Source organism: Acetobacter cerevisiae (genome assembly GCF_001580535.1).
Classification (GTDB): Bacteria; Pseudomonadota; Alphaproteobacteria; order Acetobacterales; family Acetobacteraceae; genus Acetobacter; species Acetobacter cerevisiae.
Genome location: NZ_LHZA01000142.1, coordinates 1 through 21,034 on the forward strand (window position 1 = coordinate 1; position 21,034 = coordinate 21,034).

The following is a 21,034-nucleotide window of genomic DNA, read 5'->3' on the forward strand; positions in this document are numbered from 1 at the left end:
GAAAAGTCCCTCCCTCTCCGCCAGATGATGAATTCCATACAAAATATTAGTTAGTCAGGTGAGCAATGTTTGCCCGGACTGGTGTGAATTCAGGCTGCGGCTCAGTACGTCTTAAGAGTGTACCGTCATGAGGTAATCAGCTGCGACGTGTAACTCGTCTTGTCCGAAATAGAGGACATGAAAACACATTCTCTACAGGGGGTTGTATAAGCCAGTAGAGTGTTCATTCTTTATAGAAATGTCAGAATTTAACCGTAACGAGCTTTAGTTGCAGGTCTGGATAACGGATTTGATGCCATCGCGGGCTTCAGGATTTTCGCCTGCATAGCCGGGGCAGCTGCTGTGATAGAAGTTTTTGCAACCCGACAGTGTGAATGCGACCAGCACAACCAAGGCTACTTTTTTTCCTACAGTCATTACGCTTCCGCCTTCATTGTGTTGTCTGAACTGGTATGAATTTTCTGATCGCAGCTTGTCCATTCTTTTCTGGCCCCGGTCAATCTGCGGCCAGCTTATGGCAGCCCTGCCATGCAGCCCTCCGCTCTCTTTCGTCGGGCCGTTGGTTCCCTGAAAGATCCGGGCCGGGGAGGAGGCGAGGGCTTCAGGGTCAGCTATGAGCAGACCCTGAAGAGAGACTCCCCTTTAGGAAAGCGGCTGCGCGTTACGCCGCAGAAAAACGGGCAGTGATATCGGCTACGCGTTTGCCATACAGAGTAGCGGTATCCAGATCGCCCTGCGGAATTTCATCAACACTGGCATCAGCCGGGCTTTGCACCAGCAGGCCGACAGACCCACCAAGGTTGTTAATGTCCGTGCGCTTGGCGGCCTTGGTGTTGGCCGGGGCCAGGCCAAGGCTGACCCAGATGCCACCATGCTGAGAGGCAAGGGTGTTCAGCCACTCCAGCGTCACAGCTTTATCGCCATTCAGGCTGGCGCTATTGGTAAAGCCGCCGAAAATTTTGTTTTCCCACCCGCGGATGAACCAGATTTTGGACGTAGCATCAGCAAATTTTTTGAACTGCCAGCTGGCATTGCCCATGTAGGTCGGTGCGCCGAAAATAATGGCTTTGGCGGCGTTCAGCTTGTCCCATGCGTCTTCCGGGATGTTGCCGTTTTCATCAATGGTGATGAGGGTCGCATTCGCACCCTGTGCCACATGCTCTGCCACTTTGCGCGTGTGACCATAGCCGGAATGATAAACAACAAGAACGTCGGACATGTCTCTTTAAATCTTTATCGGAATGTGCCGCGTTGGAGGCGCGTTTGTGAAGTGGTCAGGCCACCATGCCATCCACACCGGGACGCGATAAGAACCGTTTTTAAGATGTCATCTCCAACTCAGGGAGTGAAATCACTCTTGTTCTGTTGTCGCCATGCGCGGGGCGACATGCCGCTCCATTTCCGGAAGGCCCGGCTGAAGGCGCTGGTTTCCGTATAGGCCAGCGTGCGGGCAATTTCGCTGATGTCATGTGTGGGTATGGCGAGATAGCGCAGGGCTTCTGCGTAGCGGGTTTCTTCCAGTAAAGCGGAATAGGACAGATTGAGCTGCGCCAGCCTGCGTTGCAGGGTCCAGGGCGGCAGGGTCATCCGCGCGGCGATATCGGGGAATTCGATATGACCATCTTCAAGCGCTGCCCGGATGTGCTGAACGACCTGTTCTTTCAGGGAAAGATGGGGGGCAGCCAGCTCCGGCCTGCTGCGGGCAAGAGAGATGAGGGACGAGCGGATGACTTCCAGCATAATCGGGTCCGCGTCTGGCATCGGGCGATCCAGCCCCGTTTTGCGGAACACCAGAGCATTGGTGGGGCACTGGAAACGGATATTGGCCTGAAACGCCTGCCGATGCTCTTTAGCCTGTTCTGGCTGGCTGTGTTCAAAATGCACTTCTTCCGGCGCCCAGTCCGGCCCCAGCGCATGGCGTAGAATGTTGCAGAACATCCCCATGGTTAGTTCGGCGTCGTGCCGCCGCGTGAGAATGGCCGGATCCCGAATGGCATAGTCCAGCCGGAGCAGATCCCCCTGCTGCACAAATCGGGTTTCTGTGCGGGCCTGATGATAGCCGAAATGCGAGGCCAGATTGTGCAGCGCGTCTGACACTGTGGGTGAGAGAAGCGCTACATAGCCGATCAGCCCCAGCTTGCGCGGGTCAAACTGCTGGCCGAACCAGAGGCCGATATTGCCATTCTGCGTATCGGCTGCGGCTTCATGAAACAGGCGGCAATAGGCACCCAGATCCAGCGCATCGGTCGGAAGGGAAAACTGGCGGGTGGAGAGGCCTGCGCGCCCCGCAATGCGGTCGATATCCCCGCCACGGTCCTGCATGAAGCGTTCCACCCCCCATGCGGCGGCGGCGAGAACGCTGGCGTTTTCTCCTGTGCCGGAAAAGCGGGGCATGGTGTCCTCAGTATAGTGGTGGCGGTGTTTACCAGTCTGAACGTTGTAAAGTGTCAAAAGTTTGTTGGTATCCGTCAAGTCAGCCAGCCCCCGGAACAGGTATCATTTCAGTATCGAACGAAATGGAGAGAGCCGGGCACAACACCGAGTCCCGGCTTGGTTCCCGGCGGATTTCCGCAGGGTCTCGGGAGGCATGCTGGCATGGGCTTTCAGTACAGTCTTGGCGGTGAACGCTATGTCTTTGATGATCTCAAGGCCCTGATGGCCGCCGCATCCCCCGTGCGGTCCGGGGATGAACTGGCAGGGCTTGCTGCCACGTCTGATGCGCAGCGCATTGCTGCCCGCTATGCGCTGGCGGATGTGCCGCTCGACCTTTTTGTGCGGACTGAACTGATTCCCTACGAGGCTGATGACGTCACACGTCTGATTATGGATACGCACGACAGGGCTGCCTTTGTTCCGTTTGCGTCCATGACGGTGGGGGATCTGCGGGACTGGCTGCTCTCACACGAGGCTACGCCAGTTGCTCTGACAGCCGCAGCACCGGGCTTTACGCCGGAAATGGCGGCGGCCGTCAGCAAGATCATGCGCAATCAGGATCTGATGAGTGTCGCGCGGAAAATGCGGGTGGTGACTCGCTTCCGCAATACCATCGGTCTGGAAGGCTGTCTGGCATCACGCCTGCAACCCAACCACCCGACAGATGACCTGAAAGGGATTGCCGCGTCCACGCTGGACGGTCTGCTCTATGGTATGGGTGATGCCGTGATTGGCATTAACCCCGCGACGGATAGCGTCGCCAACGGTCTGGCCCTGCTGGACATGCTGGACCACGCCCGCCGCCGCTATGACATCCCGACCCAGACCTGTGTGCTGACCCATGTCACCAACACGCTTGAGATCATGAACAAGGGTGGCGCGGTGGATCTGGTCTTTCAGTCCATTGCGGGAACGCAGAAAGCCAATGAGGGCTTTGGCGTTACGCTGGATATTTTGAAAGAAGCGCATGAAGCCGCTCTGTCGCTCAAACGCGGCACGGTGGGCGATAACGTCATGTATTTTGAAACGGGGCAGGGGGCTGCGCTCTCAGCCGAGGCGCATCACGGGCTGGACCAGCAGACCGTGGAAGCCCGTGCGTATGCCGTGGCCCGCGCGTTCCGGCCTTTGCTGGTCAATACGGTCGTGGGCTTTATCGGCCCGGAATATCTGTATGACGGCAAACAGATTATCCGCGCCGGGCTGGAAGACCATTTCTGCGCCAAGCTGCTGGGGGTGCCGATGGGGTGTGACGCCTGCTACACCAACCACGCCGAGGCTGATCAGGATGACATGGACAATCTGATGGTTCTGCTGGGTGCCGCGGGCATTACCTTCCTGATTGGGGTGCCCGGTGCAGACGATATCATGCTCAATTATCAGAGCCTGTCTTTCCACGATATTCTGACCTTGCGCAGCATGCTCAACCTCCGGCCCGCGCCCGAATTTGCGGGATGGCTGGAGCAGATGGGTCTGTTTGACGCGCAGTCTGGCCGCATGCGGGAACTTGCGCCGCATCAGACCCGCCTTGCGCAGCTGGTTGGCTGACTCATGACCAAAAAACCTCTTCCTCCTTCAAAAAACAGAGATGGCGCGCCGGACGTCTGGCAGGATCTGCGGTCTCTCACCCGGGCGCGGATCGGCCTGGGCCGCAGCGGTAATGCACAGCGCACAACGGATGTTCTCACGTTTCAGGCCGCCCATGCGCAGGCGCGGGATGCGGTGCATACGCCGCTGGATGTGCAGGCCATGCTGGAGGAGTTGAACGGGATCTCCTGCCTGTGTGTGCGGAGCCGCGCTGCGGACCGTTCCACTTATCTGCGGCGGCCGGATCTGGGCCGCAGGCTTGCGTCGGAAAGTCTCGCCTTTTTGCAAAAAGGCGAGTGGGACGTTGTGTTTGTCGCCGCAGATGGCCTCTCCTCCATTGCGACGCAGAAAGGCGCTATCCCCTTGTTTCGGGCCATGCAGGCACGGCTTAAAGGCTGGCGGATTGCGCCACTGGTTATTGCCACACAGGGCCGTGTGGCGCTGGGGGATGAGATTGCGTCCGCACTGGGCGCGCGCATGGTTGTGATGATGATTGGTGAGCGCCCGGGCCTGAGTGTGGCCGATAGCATGGGCGTTTACCTGACATACGCGCCCTACGTAGGCTGCCCGGATTCCGCGCGGAATTGTCTGTCCAATATTCATCAACATGGTCTGCCGACCACGGTGGCAGCGGACAAACTGGCATGGCTGATGCAGCAAGCCATGCAGCTGAAACTGACAGGCGTGGGGCTGAAAGATGCCGCACCTGACAGCACTCTTCCTGAAAATCCTAGCCCTTTAATAGAAAAGGACCCGCACGCATGAGCCAGAGCCCCACCAATCTGCACAAAACGCTGGGGGCCTTCCACCTGTGGGGCATTGCCGTCGGTCTGGTTATTTCGGGTGAATATTTCGGCTGGAGTTATGGCTGGGCTACAGCGGGGACGCTGGGCTTTCTGGTCGCTACCGTGTTTGTCGCGGTGATTTATGCAGCCTTTATCTTCAGCTTTACAGAACTGACCTGCGCCATCCCGCAGGCAGGTGGGCCGTTTACCTACAGTTCCCGCGCGCTGGGCCGCTGGGGTGGACTGATTGTGGGACTGGCGACCCTGGTGGAGTTCATTTTTGCACCGCCAGCCATTGCGCTGGCTATTGGGGCCTATCTGAACGTGCAGTTTCCGGGGCTTTCGCCAAAGGTGGCGGCCTGTGGCGCCTATCTGGTGTTCATGGCGCTGAATATTGTGGGCGTGCATATTGCTGCAACGTTTGAACTCTTTATTACCATCGCGGCCATTATCGAATTGCTGGTGTTTATGGGCGTCGTGGCACCAGCCTTTTCATGGCAGAATTTTCTGCATGATGGCTGGGGCGCTGCTCCGCATTTTGGCTGGGAAGCGATGGGAGGCATTTTTGCCGCCATCCCCTTTGCCATCTGGTTCTTTCTGGCTATTGAAGGCGTCGCGATGGCGGCGGAGGAAGCCAAAGACCCCAAACGTGCTATTCCCATTGCCTATATTGCCGGAGTGCTCACGCTCGTCTCTCTTGCCTTCGGTGTCATGCTGTTTGCGGGCGGGGTCGGGGACTGGCACAGCCTCGCCAATCTGAATGATCCGTTGCCGCAGGCCATGAAGCGTGTGGTCGGCAGCAATAGCGGCTGGTTGCATATGCTGGTCTGGCTGGGGCTGTTCGGGCTGGTGGCGTCCCTGCATGGGATTATCATGGGCTATGCCCGGCAGATTTTTGCGCTGGCTCGCGCAGGCTTCCTGCCGAAAGTGCTGGGGCAGCTACACCCCCGGTTTCAGACTCCGTATATGGCGACCATCGCGGGCGGCGTGGTCGGCATTGCCGCTATTTTCTCGGACGATTTTATTTCCATTAATGGGCAGTCGCTCACTGCAACGCTGGTCACCATGTCGGTCTTTGGAGCGCTGACCATGTATGTGCTGAGCATGATCAGCCTGTTCCGTCTGCGCCGCACGGAGCCTGATCTGCATCGCTCCTATCGCGCGCCGCTCTACCCCATTTTGCCCAGTATTGCGCTGGTTGGGGCGTTGATTGCTCTGGTCGCGGTCATCTCCTGCAATGGCACAATATTCTGCATTTATCTGGGCTTCATGGTGGTGCTGTCTGTTCTGTTCATGGCTCTGTCCAGAAAACAGCCGGTTCAATAGAGCGGCCAAATCATGTCTTGTGACCCCGATATTTTCTGGAATGGATTGAGGCGGATGGCAAAGCACACCAGACTGAAGCAGGTTTCTCTGGCTTCTTTACTGCTGCTGGGCTGTGCGGTTCTCTCCCCGGATACCCATGCTGCATCATCTGAGCAGCCCCCTGCACGACGTTCGTCCGTGCCCAAAAAGCGGGTGCAGCCGGGCGCTGTGCAAAAGCCAGCGTCTCAGCCCCCCAAAGCGGAAAAATCAGCTGGCACGCCGTCAGATGGTGAACTGGTAGTTCCCGCCAGCACCTCGGATCAGGGGGATATGCCAAAGCTGCACGTCGGTAATCTGTTTCACCCCAAGCCCGGGCATAAGCTGACATACTGGGACGGGCTGGAAGGACATCTGAGTGTTGAAGCCGGGATTTCCGGAAACCCATGGACGCGCTCCGGTCGAAACTTCGCGCAGTATTATACGGACCGCGCCAACACCTTTACGCTCAACCAGATTATGGGATCCCTCTCTCATCCCGTCACCAGTGTGGGTGGCGGCTATGGCATCGGCTTTGTTTTTGAGGCCATGTATGGTTCGGATGCCCGGTTTGACCCGACCATAGGGATGGGGTCCGGCTCTCTGAACAGCCTGTATCAGTGGGCGCCCACGCAGGCGCATCTGGATCTGCATCTGCCATGGCTGTTCCGCCACGGGATAGATGTGCAGGTGGGGCAGATGTACGGGATAATGGGGGTGGAGGGCACACCCGCGCAGGCGCGGCCGTTCTACACGTTTAATTATGCGTCCGATTATATCGTGCCGTTTGAGACGGTTGGCATTCTTGCCACCATGCATCTGACAAAACATATGGACTGGATTCTGGGGGTGGATGCGGGCAATTCCACCACGTTCGGACGGTCCGGAAACAATAATAAACCCAAAGGCTATTTCGGGTTTGCGTTTAACCACCTTCTGGATGGCAAGCTGGATGTGCACGCCATTGGGCATTTCGGCCCGCAGGGCAATAACGGGCGCGCCATCATGTCCCCCGATGGATGGTCAAGTGCCGGGATGGGGCCGCTCGCGAACGAGAAGATGCAGTATAACGGCAACATCATGGCGGCGTATCATGTGAACAAGAAGGTGACCGTCACGGTAGACGGCATCTATCTTCATGATGATTTGACGCATGATGATGTGTATGGGGTTTCTTCCTATCTGGCCTGGGCCATCAGCCCCTGGCTGACCCTGAATGCCCGTGGCGAAATCTACCGCGACAATACCGGCGCTGTGACGGCGCAATATTCCAGTTTTACGTCTTACACACGGTCCCTCAGCAACCAGCCTTATCCTTATTATGCGGCACCCCCTACGACTTATGGGGAACTGACAGTCGGGGCGTCCTACCAGCCGGAATTCATCAACAAACGCCTCGGTCTTGGCGCTTTGACTCTTCGGCCGGAAATTCGTCTGGATAAATCGCTGAACGGCACGCACCCGTTCAATCAGGCTGGCACGGTGTCCAATCCGATCGTGAATAACGGCACTAATAATATGCTCTGGTTCAGTTGTGACGCGATCTGGGCTTTTTGAGAGCGTAGCACTTAACCCGGTCCTCACGCATTCTTTGGCCCGCTTTGCGCGCATTCTCTCTTGCAAGCGGGCTTTATTCACCCCATCATAACAAGTGCGGTCATCTTTTGTATGACCGTGACGTTCTCAGGGCAGGGTGCAAGTCCCTACCGGCGGTAAGTAACGGTTCTCCGTTATAAGCCCGCGAGCGCCTGCTTCGGCAGGGTCAGCAGATCCGGTGTGATTCCGGAGCCGACGGTTACAGTCCGGATGAGAGAGAACGGTGCAGGCCTTTGGGTCTCCGCGTCTGTCGCGGAGGCGTAAGGGGTGTCCCCTGCTATCTGCCCTGAGTCTGTCTGGTTTTGTTTTTGGCAGATGGGTGCAGGGTGTGACGCAAGACCCTTCAAAAATGATGCCGAACTGTGTCGCGCAGGCCTTTGAGGCGGCGATTGCAGAAGCATGGCGATTTGTGGGCCAGACGGCTCCCAACCCCGCCGTGGGCTGCACGCTGCTGGATGAGGCCGGTGAGGTGCTGATTGTCGCCGCTCACCACCGGGCCGGGGAGTTGCACGCGGAACGGCTGGCGCTGGAGCAGGCCAAGCGCGCCAGCGTGTTTAGCCGTGTGCATACGGCCGTTGTCACGCTGGAACCCTGCAACCATACAGGCCGCACGCGCCCCTGCACGGAAGCCCTGCTGGAGTCTCCCGTTCAGAATGTCTGGATCGGTTGCCCGGACCCTAACCCGCATGTCGCTGGCGGTGGGGCTGCGGCCCTGACAAAAGCTGGCGTTTCTGTGCACTGGCTGGCGGAAAGCCCGAACGGCGCGGATCTTGCCGCCCGGTGCTGCGCTCTGCTGGCCCCGTTCGCCATGCGGATGACGCACGGGCGGCCATGGATCACAGTCAAACAGGCGCTGGACCAGCACGGCAGCATGGTGCCGCCTGCCGGGCAGACAACCTTTACAACGCCAGAGTCGCTCCGCTTTGCGCATGCCCTGCGTCGGGCGACTGATCTGGTCATAACCGGCACGGGCACGGTGGTGGCAGATAATCCGTCCTTTACTGTGCGCCATGTGCAGGATCATGCCGAGCGCCGCAGAGATCTGGTGGTGTGCGGTCACTCCGCGCATGTGCCGACGCACTGGCTGGAGCAGGCCCGCACACGTTTTGATGTGCACTTCTGCCCGGATATTCAAAAGCTTCCCGCTCTGCTGGCAGAAACGTCCGCCCTCTGGGCAATGGTGGAAGCCGGCCCGGGCGTGCTGGCCGCCCTGCGGGAGCAGAACCTGTGGGATGACTGGCTGACCATTCGTCAGGATGCCCAGGGCGCAGACCATTTTTCCGTCACAACCCGTCATGCAACAACGCCGCTTGCTCTGTTTCCGGAGTGGGCACGGTGCGCTGAGGAGTAACCATGTTTTCCGGAATCATCGAATCACTCGGCCCAGTGCTTAAAGTCGAACCCGGTGCCAAATCTGTCATGCTGGAAGTGGAAACCGGCCTGCGGGATGTGGCTGAGGGGGAGAGCATTGCCGTCAACGGTGTGTGTCTGACCGCCACGGCACCGTCCGAAACCGGCCTTGTGCAATTCTTTGTCAGCAGTGAGACGCTGGACCGCACCACGCTGGGCGCGCTCCGGGCCGGAAGCCATGTTAATCTGGAACGCGCTGTAACGCCTGCCACCCGCCTCTCTGGCCATATCGTGCAGGGCCATGTGGATGGCACAGCCCGCTTTGTGGAAAGCACGCCCTCGGGTGATGCGCACCGCGTGGTGTTTGAAGTGCCTGCCAGCCTGCGGCGCTACATGGTGGAAAAAGGCTCCATCACGCTGGATGGCATCAGCCTGACCCTGAATGAACTCAGCGACGTGAAAGACGACGTGTTTCGCATCGCGCTGATGATTATCCCGCACACATGGAGCCACACCAACCTCGGCAAACTTCAGCCGGGGGACGCGGTGAATGTGGAAGTTGATGTGATTGCCAAATATGTGGAGGTTCTATGTCAGAACCGGTGAAAAACGTCGCACCCGTGGCGGCCCAGCCGTCTGAAGCCATGCGTCGCGCTGTAGAGGCTCTGCGCGCGGGCCGCATGGTGATTATGGTGGATGATGAAGACCGCGAAAACGAGGGCGACCTTGTGATGGCGGCGGAATTCATGACGCCAGCCGCCATGAACTTCATGATCACCCATGCCCGTGGGCTGGTCTGCCTGCCGCTGACCCCCGCACAGGTGGACAAGCTGCAACTGCCCATGATGGTGCGGGACAATACCGCCCGGCATGGCACGGCCTTCACTGTGTCCATTGAAGCGCGGGAAGGGGTATCAACCGGCATTTCCGCTGCGGATCGCGCCCATACCATTCAGGTTGCGGCCTCTGACACCGCTCAGCCGATGGATCTGGCAACGCCGGGCCACATCTTCCCTCTGCGTGCAGCCCCGGGAGGCGTTCTGGAGCGCATTGGGCATACGGAAGGTTCTATTGATCTGTTGCATCTGGCTGGCCTGCGTCCGGCTGCGGTGATTTGTGAAATTCTGAATGAAGACGGGACCATGGCCCGCCGTCCGGCGCTGGAAGTTTACGGCCAGCAGCATGACATGCCGATTATCTCCATTGCGGAGCTGGTCACATGGATCAGCGCCCACGGCCTGACGCCGCTTGCGTCTGATACGGATACCGCAGCGGCTCCGTCAGCGCATCAGGGAACGGCGGATGCAGACGGTGTGGCAGAAGAAGCGATAGCAGATCTCGCCACCGCAGCGCTGCCCAGCGCCTATGGCGGGGAAGATCTGGCGATTCATGCCTTCCGCGACTCACGGGGTGTGGAGCATGTGGCGCTCGTCAAAGGCAATCCTGCCGCAGTGGGGGCTGTGCCGCTGGTGCGCATGCATTCAGAATGTGTGACGGGCGATGCGTTGGGGTCTCTGCGGTGTGACTGCGGTACGCAGCTGCACGCCGCGCTCAAAGCCATCGGCAAAGCGGCCTGTGGCGTACTGGTTTATGTGCGCGGGCATGAAGGCCGGGGCATTGGTCTGGTCAACAAAATCCGCGCTTATGAATTGCAGGATGCCGGTCTGGATACGGTCGATGCCAACCACCGGCTGGGCTTTGCCACGGATGTGCGGGACTGGACGGCAGCGGCCGGAATCCTGCGCGATCTGGGCATCGGGCAGCTCGATCTGCTGACCAATAATCCCGACAAAGTGCGGGCGCTGGAAGCGCGTGGTTTCCATGTCCGCAAGAGAATCGGTCTGGAAACCCCCGTTAACCCACACAACCGGGCGTATCTGCATGCCAAGCGGCAGCGGATGGGGCACAGCTTGAGTCACTTTTCTGTGAGTGATGCGCCAGCCGACGCCGCAGTCTGATTTTACACAGTTTTCTTTAAGGATATTTTCATGAGTACACGGATTCCTGTCTCCCTCCCGGACCTCAACCTCACGCCCATGCCGCGTCTGGCGCTGATCGTCAGCCGCTTTAACGAAGAGGTAACCGGCGGCCTGCGGGATGGCGCTCTGGCATGGCTGGGTGAGCACGGCATTACGGTTGCTGAGCAGGATATTTTTGCGGCCCCGGGCGCGTTTGAAATGCCGCTGCTGGCGCAGACACTGGCCAAAAGCGGGCGCTTTGAAGGCGTGATCTGCCTTGGCTGCGTAATCAAAGGGGATACGGCCCATTTTGAATTCATCAGCCTTGGCACCACGGTCGGGCTGATGCAGGCCTCTCTGGCGACGGAAACGCCCATCGCCTTTGGTGTGCTGACCACCTACACGGATGAGCAGGCTCAGGTGCGCTCCCGCGATGATATTCATAACAAAGGGCGTGAAGCAGCCGCTGCCTGCGTGGAGTCTCTTGCTTTGCTGCGTCAGATCAGGGTCTGATGCAAAAGGGCTGCATTACGGAGTCAGCGGCCCTCTAACACAGGGGGAAGAATGAAGCGGGTTACCGTCATCGCGGGTCTTTTAGGTCTGGGGCTGACTGTGTGGATGCTGATGCAGTTCGGCGCGCGCTCCATTCTTTCACTTATCATGACGGGTGGCTGGGGCATTCTGGCCGCCACGCTGTTCCATGCCGTGCAGGTGGCACTCTCCGCGCAGGCCTGGCGGATGATTGCGGGCAACAGCCTTTCCCCCTCTCTGCCATGGCGTGACTATTTTTTGCTGCGCTGTGTGCGGGAAGGCATCAACAATCTGCTCCCTGTGGCACAGGTGGGGGGCGAGGTCTGGTCCAGCCGCCTGCTGGCGTGGCGGGGCTTAGGCACCAAACACGCGGCCGCCGCAACCATTTGTGATCTCACGCTCGAACTGCTCAGTCAGGTCCTGTTCACCTTCATGGGGCTGGGCCTGCTGCTGTTTCTGGTCAAACGTTCCCCCATTACGGATGAATTGCTGGAAAGCGCGCTGATTGCGCTCGCTGTCGGCCTTGCGCTGTTTGTCAGCCAGTGGCTGGGGGCCGTGGCCTTTGTGGAAGTGCTGCTGGTTAAAATTGCCGGGCATCTGGGCTGGAGTGGCGTGGATGGCATCCGGGGCCTGCATCAGGCCGTGCTGGGCCTGTATAAGGTCAAACGGAACGCCGTCATGGCCCTGTGGCTTCAGTTTGTGGCCTGGGCGCTGGGGGCGGTGGAAGTCTGCCTCATTTTGCATTTTATGGGGCATGACTGTTCGCTCTCGGTCGGCTTTGTTATTGAGGGCGTGGGCGAGGCCGCCAAGTCTGTCGGGTTTGCCGTGCCGGGTGCGCTGGGTGTTTCAGAAGGCGGTTATCTGCTGATTGGCAGCCTGTTTGGCATCAGCCCCGCTCTGGCCATTGCGCTGTCTCTTATTAAACGTGTGCGGGAAATTGCATGGGGTGTGCCGTCTCTGCTGGTCTGGCAATGGCTGGAACACCGGTGGGATGCGCGCTCTCAAAACGGGTGCAAAAACCCGCTTCCCCGCTCTGGTCTGTAGGCCCGCCAGGCGTGATCTGCATATCCTCACTTGCATCGGGCCAGTGGGTTGGTCCAAACGAAAGCAGCTTTGGGCCTTGTGCCGTGAACTTTTCAGGATCTGATCGTCAGTCATGCTCTCTGCCCCCATAGGTCGTTTCATTACATTCTGTGCTCGTCATGCCTATGCGGTGGTGGCCTTGTTCCTGCTGCTGTCCTGCGGGGCGGTTTATGCGGGCATGACCTGCCTTGGCGTGACGACAGACACCAGCAAAATGCTGTCCGACCGTCTGGAGTGGAAGCAGCGCTCGGATGAAATGGGCCGCCTGTTCCCGCAAAAGGAGAACCTTCTGGTTGCGGTGATTGAAGCCGACCTGCCGGAAGAAGGACGGGAGACGGCACGGGAGCTGGCCGCAAAACTGTCCGCCGACCATACGCACTTCAATTTTGCCGAGCGCCCGGATGCCAATCCGTATCTGATCCGCAATGGCCTGATGTTTCTGGAGCCGCAGCCGCTCTCGCAAGTGCTGAATGACACCATTACAGCCCAGCCGTTCCTGTCTGCACTGGCGCAGGACCCGTCTGCCCGTGGCCTGTTTGGCGCGATGTCCCTGATCTCTGAGGGGATCAAACAGGGGCAGGCGGATGGTCTGAAAAGCTTCCAGACCCCACTGGCCGGCTTTGCCGATAATCTGGAAAAGGCAGCCGCAGGCCAGCCTCAGCCGCTCTCATGGCAGCAGCTTCTGGGCGGGCAGTTGTCTGATCTGGCCGGGCGGTATCAGTTCGTCATCACCAAGCCGAAGCTGGATTATGGGTCTTTCCAGCCGGGTGGTGCGGCATCTGATGCCATGGTGCAGGCCATCAAATCGCTCGAATTTGTCAAAAGCGGTCAGGTCAAAGTGCATATGACCGGCCAGGTAAAGCTGGATGATGAAGAGTTTGCGACCGTGGCTGAAGGGATGGTCAGCGGTCTGGTTGGCTCTCTGGTGCTCGTTACCCTCTGGCTGGCTCTTGCCGTGCGTTCATGGCGCGTGGTTGTGCCGATTGTGGTGACACTGGTTGTGGGGCTGTTGCTGACAACCGGCTTTGCGGCCGTTGCGGTGGGCACGCTTAATCTGATTTCCGTGGCCTTTGCCATTCTGTTTGTTGGTATTGCGGTGGATTTTGCTATCCAGTTTTCAGTCCGTTTCCGGGCGCAGCATGCTGACTCTGGTAATGCCGGTATTCTGGAAGCACTGCGGGAGACGGGTGAGGAAACCGGCCACCAGATTCTGGTGGCGGCTCTGGCCACATCTGCTGGCTTTCTGGCCTTTACCCCCACGGCCTTTCTGGGGGTCGCGCAGCTGGGGCTGATCGCCGGGATTGGCATGCTGGTGGCCTTTGTTTCCACCACCAGCCTGCTGCCTGCGCTGCTGAAAATCTTCCACCCCAAGCTGGACTGCCCGGATATGGGCTACAGCTTCATGAAGCCGGTGGATGTCAAAATCCGTCACCATCGCACAGCGCTGCTGGGGGTGTTTGGGGTTGTGGCCGTGGTGGGTATTGCGCTGGTGCCCAAACTCCAGTTTGACGGCGACCCGCTGCACACCAAAAATCCGAATTCTGAAGGGATGCGCGCCCTGCATCTGCTGATGAGTAACCCGCAGTCTTCACCCTACAGCGCGGAACTGCTGGTGAAGTCTCTGGATGATGCGCAGAAGCAGGCTGACCGTCTTTCCAGCGTGCCGCAGGTGCATGATGTGCTGTGGCTGGGGTCTTTCGTGCCGACCAAACAGGATGAGAAACTGGCGCTGATTCAGGATGCCAGCTCCATTCTGCTGCCAACCCTGATTGTACCGAACCCCAAACCCGCTCCGAGTGCCGATGAACTGCGGGCGTCTGCCGGGGCAACCGCGACGGTACTGGGCGGCGTGCTGGACAAACTCTCTGCGCAGGACCCGCTGCGGCGTATTCAGGCGGCCCTGGTCAAACTCTCCACGGCACCGGATGCGCAGGTTCTGGCCGCCAATAATGCTCTGGTGCGGTTCCTGCCTTCCCAGCTGGACCAGCTGCGCACCATGCTGCAGGCCACACCGGTAACGTTGAAAGACGTGCCGCCATCCATCGCCAATGACTATCTGCTGCCAGATGGCCGTGCACTTGTGGAAGTGCACCCCACGGGTGTGATGTCCAGCAGCGGGGCTCTGCGGAAATTTGTGACGGCTCTGCAGAAGGTCGAGCCGGAGATTGCCGGTACGGCTGTTGATATTGTGGAAAGTGCGCGCTCCATTGTGCGTGCGTTTGAACAGGCAGCGGCTGCGGCCATTATCATGATCGCGCTGATTCTCTTCCTCGCCCTGCGCCGGGTGAAGGATATGTTGCTGGTTCTGGCCCCGCTCATGCTGTCCGCCCTGATGACGGTCATTCTGGTGGTGCTACTGCCTGAAACGCTGAACTTCGCCAACATTATTGCCCTGCCGCTGCTGCTGGGGGTTGGCGTCTCCTTCAACATCTATTTCGTCATGAACTGGCGGGACGGGGTGAAATTCCCGCTGGCGTCTCCCACCGCCCGCGCTGTGCTGTTTTCCGCTCTTACAACCGGCACGGCCTTTGGCTCTCTGGCGCTCTCGCACCACCCCGGCACGGCCAGCATGGGCCGCCTGCTGCTGCTCTCACTAGGCTGTACACTTCTGGCGACGCTGGTGTTTGTTCCGGCTCTGCTGCCTAAGCGGCCGACGGACGAGGCTTAAAGTCCCGCAAAAGAGACTTCAAAAAAGGCCATTTCCCAATGTGGAAATGGCCTTTTCTTTTACGTGCTGATGTCCTGTGAGCGTGTAAGTAATCGACTCCCACAGGAATTAATCACCAGAAGAAAAATATCAATTTTAGAGGGAACGGAAAGCTTACGTTCTTTTCAAATAATTTCTTAAAATCCGTAAAAGAAAATTCGTTTGTTTCGAGCGTGTTAATTAAAAATTAAAATTCACGGAGGATAAAGGTGAGGATCACTTAATGGGCGGGTAATGCATTTTTAACCCGTTTGAGGTTAAGAAAAGGAATTCCGTAATGAGTCTTACTTACTCACCTCCAGCAGGGGCAACCGTTCTGAAAAACGGGAACTGGATTGCCACCAAGGGTGCTGATGGCAAGACCTATTATCAGTCTGCAATCGGTATTGATGCCGGAGCAAGCCCCGTCTCTGGCGCAACAAAATATACTGGGCCTGTTATTATTTCAGGGGGCAATCTGACTGTTGCGTCAGGTGCTGTTGCGTCAGGTGCTTACATTTCCGGCGGGTGGAACAATGTTTATGTTCTCTCAGGCGGCAATTTTGAATCGTCAGTCAATGTCAACGGCTGGACTTATGTCCGCAGTGGTGGCGTGTCTTCTGACAATACGCTGGTCTCTGATGCCGGGAATGTCGCCGCAGGTGGTTCTTCCATTTCAGATACATTTATTGCAGGCACTCCTATTGATGGGGGAGGCGATATCTTTGCCGTCTCTAAAGGGGGGGGTACATCGGCGGGAGTGCGACCGTCGGATCTGGCATGATGCTGAATGTGAACGCAGGCGCCACTGCTGAGCCGATCACGGTGCAGAATGGTGGCACTCTGTACGTTGATAGCCCCTCTTCCACTGTCGGGAGTGGAACGCCTGCACCGGCCCTTGGGGATACGACGATTTCTCCAGCCTACCCCGTTGCACCCTCCGGGACGACTGTCCTGAAAGGCGGAAACTGGATTGCTACCAAGGATAGTAATGGCAAGACCTACTATCAATCCGCAAACGGGATCAATTCCGCGGCGCGCCCCGTCTCTGGCGCAGCAAAATATACGGGTCCTGTTGTCATTTCAGGTGGCAACCTGACTGTTGCCGCCGGTGCCGTTGCCTCCGGTGCGTATGTGTCTGGCGGGTGGAACAATGTTTATGTTCTCTCAGGCGGCAATTTTGAATCGTCAGTCAATATCAACGGCTGGACGTATGTGAGCAGCGGTGGTGTCGCCTCCGACAATACGCTTGTTTCCGATGCAGGCAGTGTTGCTGCTGGAGGGTCTTCTGTTTCTAATACGTTCCTGGCAGGTAAGGCGGCTGACGGGGGAGCGGATATCTACACAGTCAGCAGTGGTGGATATGTTGCGGGCAATACCATTGTTGATTCCGGAACAAAGCTGGTGGTCAACAGCGGTGCAACCGTTACAAATCCCATTGCGTATTACACGGCATATCCTCAATCCAGCTATCTCTCCGCAACCGTTCTGAGTGGCGGGAACTGGATTGCCACCAAGGATGCTGATGGCAACACTTACTATCAATCTGCAACCGGGATTGACGCTGGCGCGAAGCCTATCTCTGGCGCAACAAAATATACTGGTCCGGTCATTATTTCTGCCGGGACTCTGACTGTTGCGAGTGGCGCGGTCGCATCTGGGGCGTATGTGTCTGGTGGGGTGAACAATGTGTTTATCGAATCCGGTGGCGTTCTGGAATCGTCAGTGAACGTTAACGGGTGGACATACGTAAGGAGTGGTGGCGTTTCTTCCCGGAACACTCTGGTCTCTGACGCAGGGAGAGTTTCTGCAGGTGGTTCCTCCGTCTCAGATACGTTCCTGTATGGCGCGAACGGGGATGGCGGGAGTGATATTTTTACCATTGGTAGTGGTGGATACGTCGCAAGCAGTTATATCGGTTCAGGCTCCCATCTTGAGGTTACTGCCGGAGGATCGTCTGACAGCCCGACTATCGCTGCCGGAGGCATCTATCATGTCACACAGGCGTCTTCTCTCGTTTGTTTCCTTCCGGGCAGCATGATCCGCACTGAAAAAGGTGAGGTCGCTGTTGAAGATCTTCAGATTGGCGATCAGGTTGTCACCTTTGACTGGGAAAACAATAAAGAGGTTTCTCGCCCAATTGTCTGGGTCGGGAAAGCACAGGCGACTGTCCATGCTGGCCTGCCGGATGATGAGGCTGGCTGGCCAGTCCGTGTGCTAAAAGATGCTATTGCCGATGGGGTGCCCTACAAGGACATGCTTATTACGGCAGAACATTGCCTCTTTTTGCAGAATAAGTTTGTCCCGGTTCGGATGCTGGTTAACGGAGAAACCATTTTTTACGATAAAACCATCCGGTCTTACGACTATTATCACGTAGAAACGGCCAGCCATTCTGTGATTTCTGCTGATGGCATGCTGACCGAAAGCTATCTGGAAACAGGTGATCGCGCCTCCTTCCAGCAGGAAGGGAAGTTTGCAGCTCTGCGTGGGGCTGCGCCGTACACATGGGAGGAGAATGCAGCTGCACCGCTGTGTGTTGAACGGTCTTTTGTCGAGCCCCTGTTCCGCACTCTGGAAGAGCGTAAGGCGAAGGTTTCTGGACAGTCTGAGCAGCCTAAGAAAGAAGTGAACACCACAGACTACCCTGATCTGCGCCTGATGACAGATGCCGGAGCTACTCTCTACCCTGTGCGGCAGACAGCCGAACGATATAGCTTTATGCTGCCGCCGGATACGCGGTTTGTTCGCATCCTGTCACGCGCCAGCCGCCCTGCGGACGTGATCGGTCCTTTTGTGGATGATCGACGGTCTATGGGGGTCGCGGTTGGCGATGTGCATCTGCTGTGTGATGGCTGTTCGCATGACATCACAGCGCATTTGCAGACTGAAAAGCCTAAAGGCTGGCACGTAAGCGAAAATGCCGAATGTGCATGGACAAATGGCAACGCGATCCTGCCGCTTGGTGATCAGGCGTCTCGTGGAAAAGTGGGGATGTTGTTTATAACCATTCTGGCGTCTGGTCCGTATTTAGTGGTGGATCAGGACGCAGAAAATCTACTGGCACGCTCTGCTTAAAGCCGTCTTACCGATAGACATCAGGCTGCGGGATTAGCCTGATGTCTTCCCTTTTTCCACTTTTCTGCGCCCGGATACAGGCATCGGTGGTGGCGGAGGCGACATAGCCGGCCCAGCTATCCGGGCCAGTCAGTTTGGCTGCGGCCACACCATCCACAAACGCCTGCAATTCCCGGTCATAGGCGGCTTCAAACCGTTCTTTGCACCCCATAGTGATGGCGGTGTGGTTCTGGCCGTTCTGGCGCAGGGTAGCCCGCGCGGGTTTAGGGAGGCGGATTTCTCCGCTTTCCCCAATCAGTGCGCACTGCACGTCGTATCCAAACTGGCAGTTAACAAACACTTCCACATCAATCAGCACACCTCTTTCTGTTTCCAGAATCACGAGCTGTGGATCCTGCAAGGCGGCATCAGCTTTGGAGGTAGAGCGGGGATAGAGAACCTGCGCTGCGATAAAGCTTTCGCCCAGTAGCCAGTGGAATGTATTCACATCATGGATGAGCGTTTCACTCATCAGCATCTCACGGGTGTAATGCGGGCCGGAGGTTGGGTTGCGGTGGGCCGCATGGGCCATCAGAACAGTGCCAATCGCTTTTGTGTCGATCAGGGATTTCAGGTTTAGATACCCTTCATCATACACACGCATGAACCCGACCTGCACCAGTCGCTTTCCGGCGGCACTTTCCGCGTGCAGAATGCGCTCACACCCCTCTGCAGTTGTGGCGAGAGGTTTTTCACAGAACACGTATTTCCCGGCCTGAATGGCTTTGAGAACAAGGTCTTCATGCGTCTGGCTGGCGGAAGAAATGACCACCGCATCCACCAGCGGGCTTTCAATCAGTTCCTCCGGTGTGGCCGTTACCTGCGCTTCAGGCGCGAACTGTTGGGCAACGTCCTCAGCGCGGGATTGTGTGCGATTATAAAGTGCAGAAACGGTCGCGCCGGAAATGATGTTTGCACACCGCCGGACATGGTCAGCGCCCAGATCCCCCGTGCCGATAAAGCCAAGACGCACGCACATAAGTTATCCTTTCTGCATGCCCAATGGCACCGTCTGCTGTGTGGAAGAGGATGTTGAAGACAAGGGCTGGCCAATTTCGCGCAGCGGGACGTTTGCCTTCACACGCTGTTCAATTTCTTCCAGAGAGCAGCCCTTGGTTTCCGGCACCAGAAAATACCCGATCAGGAAAAACACGGCATTAAAACCAGCCAGTGTCCAGAAGACGCCAAAATCCCCAATGACACTCATAACGGACAAAAAGACGTTGCTGATCAGCCAGTTTGTAATCCAGTTGGCAAAGGTCGAGCAGGCAATGGCCAGACCACGGCCCTGAAGAGGCTGGATTTCCGTGCACATGGTCCAGGGAATAGGACCTTCACCCGTTGCAAAACCCAGTGTGAAAATGACCAGAAGGGTGACAACGGCCACGCTGCCAAAGGTGCCCCCTACATGGGAATAGAGCAGGAAACCAAACAGGGTCAGGCTGATGGTGGCGATAATGGTGCTTGTCAGCAGCAGCGGGCGGCGGCCCCAGCGGTCAATCAGCAGGATAGCAAAGCCGGTTGCCACCATGTTGGCCAGCCCGAGGAGAGTGGTGCACCAGACAGCCGCCTGAGCCGAGAAATGCAGATGCTCCAGAATATGCGGGGCGTAATAGAGTAGGATGTTAATGCCAGCCAGTTGCTGGAACATCTGGAGCAGAATGCCCAGCGTGAAGGTTTTTCTGAAACCGGGAGAGGATTTTAACAAAGCCAGCCCACTGCCACTGGTTTTTTTAAGATTCTGTTCAATCCGGTTCAGTTCTTCCGTGGCCTGTTGCTTAGAGCCGCGTATTTTCTGCAAAACACTATGTGCTTCATGCTTGCGGCCCTGCATGGCTAGCCAGCGCGGGGAATACGGAACCTGCGTAGTTGCAAGAATAAAGAGAACAGTGGGAACCGCCAGAATACCCAGCATCCAGCGCCAGTGGCCGCCGTAGGACAGCAGACTGTCTGAGAGAAGAGCCAGCAACATGCCGCCGGTGATGACGAGCTGGTAGATGGAAATCATCTTACCGCGTCGGCTTTTTTCAGTAATTTCTGCAATATAAAGAGGCGCTGAAAAGGAGGCGAACCCCACGCCTATGCCCAGAAAAATACGCCCGGCGATCATGACCGGAATGGACGGAGCCAGTGCACAGAGACCTGTGCCAATCAGAAAGAGCAGGCCCGCATAAAACATAGCACCCCGGCGGCCCCGATGTTTTGAAACCGGGATAGCCAGCAGGGACCCGGCAGCGGCCCCCAGCATCAGGGAGGAAACAATCCATTCCTGTGCGCGGTCACTCGCCTGGAGTTCGGCTCCCATGAATTTCAGGGCTCCGGCAATCACGCCGGTATCCAGCCCAAACATCAGCCCGGCAAGGCCCGCGGCTCCGGCAAAAAGAAAGGCGTTTTGTCTGCCCTGCCGCAGGCTTTCCGGGTCAACCTGAGAGGCAGGCTCTGGTGCAGCGGTTTTCACGAATAACGCCCTTTCTTATTGTTTCTCTTACAACAACGAACGGTTCGTTACGGTGTGAGTTCCGATAAAAACGGCGTGCGGATCTGGTGTTGTGAAAAGGCAATAAAAAACC

At 57.5% G+C, this 21,034-nt stretch carries 17 protein-coding genes and 1 riboswitch; of the genes, 12 read left to right on the forward strand and 5 right to left on the reverse strand.

From position 1 onward, the window contains the following. Window positions 1–264: 264 nt before the first annotated feature. The 3 genes from AD928_RS14775 to qhpR form a co-directional block, all read right to left on the reverse strand. Window positions 265–480 carry a hypothetical protein gene (locus AD928_RS14775; protein ID WP_156482874.1) on the reverse strand — a complete coding sequence of 72 codons (216 nt, stop codon included), beginning with the start codon at window positions 478–480 and terminating at the stop codon, window positions 265–267. Window positions 481–661: 181 nt separating this feature from the next. Continuing rightward, entirely contained in the window at window positions 662–1,219 is a 558-nt protein-coding gene (locus tag AD928_RS07265; RefSeq protein ID WP_062249454.1) for a flavodoxin family protein, read from the reverse strand. A gap of 119 nt (window positions 1,220–1,338) precedes the next feature. After that, complete coding sequence (gene qhpR, locus AD928_RS07270; protein WP_062249456.1) at window positions 1,339–2,394, reverse strand: AraC-like transcriptional regulator QhpR; 1,056 nt, start codon at window positions 2,392–2,394, stop codon at window positions 1,339–1,341. 201 nt (window positions 2,395–2,595) lie between these two features. On the opposite strand from qhpR, the gene AD928_RS07275 reads away from it, so the two are divergent. The 12 genes from AD928_RS07275 (at window position 2,596) to AD928_RS07330 (ending at window position 18,425) form a co-directional block, all read left to right on the forward strand. Beyond that, on the forward strand, window positions 2,596–3,978 hold the full coding sequence (locus tag AD928_RS07275; RefSeq protein WP_062249457.1) for an ethanolamine ammonia-lyase subunit EutB: 1,383 nt from the start codon (window positions 2,596–2,598) through the stop codon (window positions 3,976–3,978). Window positions 3,979–3,981: 3 nt separating this feature from the next. Beyond that, entirely contained in the window at window positions 3,982–4,782 is an 801-nt protein-coding gene (gene eutC / locus AD928_RS07280; protein WP_062249459.1) for an ethanolamine ammonia-lyase subunit EutC, read from the forward strand. Next, window positions 4,779–6,128 (forward strand): ethanolamine permease, encoded by a 1,350-nt coding sequence (gene eat / locus AD928_RS07285; RefSeq protein WP_062249461.1) that lies wholly within the window; start codon window positions 4,779–4,781, stop codon window positions 6,126–6,128. The genes eutC and eat overlap by 4 nt, the downstream gene beginning before the upstream one ends. 54 nt (window positions 6,129–6,182) lie before the next feature. After that, window positions 6,183–7,700, forward strand: a complete 1,518-nt coding sequence (locus tag AD928_RS07290; protein WP_062249463.1) for an outer membrane beta-barrel protein — start codon at window positions 6,183–6,185, stop codon at window positions 7,698–7,700. A gap of 118 nt (window positions 7,701–7,818) precedes the next feature. Then, window positions 7,819–7,965: riboswitch (FMN riboswitch) on the forward strand. A 93-nt stretch (window positions 7,966–8,058) separates the two neighbouring features. Continuing rightward, window positions 8,059–9,090 (forward strand): bifunctional diaminohydroxyphosphoribosylaminopyrimidine deaminase/5-amino-6-(5-phosphoribosylamino)uracil reductase RibD, encoded by a 1,032-nt coding sequence (ribD, locus tag AD928_RS07295; protein ID WP_373320539.1) that lies wholly within the window; start codon window positions 8,059–8,061, stop codon window positions 9,088–9,090. Between the two features lie 2 nt (window positions 9,091–9,092). Further along, window positions 9,093–9,695: a riboflavin synthase gene (locus AD928_RS07300; protein ID WP_062249464.1), complete on the forward strand. Its 603-nt coding sequence runs from the start codon at window positions 9,093–9,095 to the stop codon at window positions 9,693–9,695. Further along, window positions 9,680–11,047, forward strand: a complete 1,368-nt coding sequence (locus AD928_RS07305; protein WP_062249465.1) for a bifunctional 3,4-dihydroxy-2-butanone-4-phosphate synthase/GTP cyclohydrolase II — start codon at window positions 9,680–9,682, stop codon at window positions 11,045–11,047. The genes AD928_RS07300 and AD928_RS07305 overlap by 16 nt, the downstream gene beginning before the upstream one ends. 30 nt (window positions 11,048–11,077) lie before the next feature. Continuing rightward, window positions 11,078–11,560 (forward strand): 6,7-dimethyl-8-ribityllumazine synthase, encoded by a 483-nt coding sequence (ribH, locus tag AD928_RS07310; RefSeq protein ID WP_043553676.1) that lies wholly within the window; start codon window positions 11,078–11,080, stop codon window positions 11,558–11,560. 51 nt (window positions 11,561–11,611) lie between these two features. Then, window positions 11,612–12,622 carry a lysylphosphatidylglycerol synthase domain-containing protein gene (locus AD928_RS07315; RefSeq protein WP_062249468.1) on the forward strand — a complete coding sequence of 337 codons (1,011 nt, stop codon included), beginning with the start codon at window positions 11,612–11,614 and terminating at the stop codon, window positions 12,620–12,622. 112 nt (window positions 12,623–12,734) lie between these two features. Continuing rightward, window positions 12,735–15,329 carry an MMPL family transporter gene (locus tag AD928_RS07320; protein WP_062249471.1) on the forward strand — a complete coding sequence of 865 codons (2,595 nt, stop codon included), beginning with the start codon at window positions 12,735–12,737 and terminating at the stop codon, window positions 15,327–15,329. Window positions 15,330–15,645: 316 nt separating this feature from the next. Beyond that, window positions 15,646–16,131 carry a hypothetical protein gene (locus AD928_RS07325; protein ID WP_062249473.1) on the forward strand — a complete coding sequence of 162 codons (486 nt, stop codon included), beginning with the start codon at window positions 15,646–15,648 and terminating at the stop codon, window positions 16,129–16,131. After that, window positions 16,128–18,425, forward strand: a complete 2,298-nt coding sequence (locus tag AD928_RS07330) for a Hint domain-containing protein (RefSeq protein ID WP_062249476.1) — start codon at window positions 16,128–16,130, stop codon at window positions 18,423–18,425. Before AD928_RS07325 ends, AD928_RS07330 begins: the two co-directional genes overlap by 4 nt. A 7-nt stretch (window positions 18,426–18,432) precedes the next feature. On the opposite strand, the gene AD928_RS07335 is transcribed toward AD928_RS07330, so the two are convergent. Both AD928_RS07335 and AD928_RS07340 read right to left on the reverse strand, forming a co-directional pair. Then, entirely contained in the window at window positions 18,433–19,443 is a 1,011-nt protein-coding gene (locus tag AD928_RS07335; RefSeq protein ID WP_062249479.1) for a Gfo/Idh/MocA family protein, read from the reverse strand. Between the two features lie 3 nt (window positions 19,444–19,446). Beyond that, window positions 19,447–20,922 (reverse strand): sugar porter family MFS transporter, encoded by a 1,476-nt coding sequence (locus tag AD928_RS07340; protein WP_062249481.1) that lies wholly within the window; start codon window positions 20,920–20,922, stop codon window positions 19,447–19,449. Window positions 20,923–21,034 lie beyond the last annotated feature (112 nt).

Bases quoted from the DNA above. Each gene is read 5' to 3' on its own strand.
- AD928_RS14775 (WP_156482874.1), bottom strand. From the start codon at position 480: ATGGACAAGCTGCGATCAGAAAATTCATACCAGTTCAGACAACACAAT.
- AD928_RS07265 (WP_062249454.1), bottom strand. From the start codon at position 1,219: ATGTCCGACGTTCTTGTTGTTTATCATTCCGGCTATGGTCACACGCGC.
- qhpR (WP_062249456.1), bottom strand. From the start codon at position 2,394: ATGCCCCGCTTTTCCGGCACAGGAGAAAACGCCAGCGTTCTCGCCGCC.
- AD928_RS07275 (WP_062249457.1), top strand. From the start codon at position 2,596: ATGGGCTTTCAGTACAGTCTTGGCGGTGAACGCTATGTCTTTGATGAT.
- eutC (WP_062249459.1), top strand. From the start codon at position 3,982: ATGACCAAAAAACCTCTTCCTCCTTCAAAAAACAGAGATGGCGCGCCG.
- eat (WP_062249461.1), top strand. From the start codon at position 4,779: ATGAGCCAGAGCCCCACCAATCTGCACAAAACGCTGGGGGCCTTCCAC.
- AD928_RS07290 (WP_062249463.1), top strand. From the start codon at position 6,183: ATGGCAAAGCACACCAGACTGAAGCAGGTTTCTCTGGCTTCTTTACTG.
- AD928_RS07300 (WP_062249464.1), top strand. From the start codon at position 9,093: ATGTTTTCCGGAATCATCGAATCACTCGGCCCAGTGCTTAAAGTCGAA.
- AD928_RS07305 (WP_062249465.1), top strand. From the start codon at position 9,680: ATGTCAGAACCGGTGAAAAACGTCGCACCCGTGGCGGCCCAGCCGTCT.
- ribH (WP_043553676.1), top strand. From the start codon at position 11,078: ATGAGTACACGGATTCCTGTCTCCCTCCCGGACCTCAACCTCACGCCC.
- AD928_RS07315 (WP_062249468.1), top strand. From the start codon at position 11,612: ATGAAGCGGGTTACCGTCATCGCGGGTCTTTTAGGTCTGGGGCTGACT.
- AD928_RS07320 (WP_062249471.1), top strand. From the start codon at position 12,735: ATGCTCTCTGCCCCCATAGGTCGTTTCATTACATTCTGTGCTCGTCAT.
- AD928_RS07325 (WP_062249473.1), top strand. From the start codon at position 15,646: ATGAGTCTTACTTACTCACCTCCAGCAGGGGCAACCGTTCTGAAAAAC.
- AD928_RS07330 (WP_062249476.1), top strand. From the start codon at position 16,128: ATGATGCTGAATGTGAACGCAGGCGCCACTGCTGAGCCGATCACGGTG.
- AD928_RS07335 (WP_062249479.1), bottom strand. From the start codon at position 19,443: ATGTGCGTGCGTCTTGGCTTTATCGGCACGGGGGATCTGGGCGCTGAC.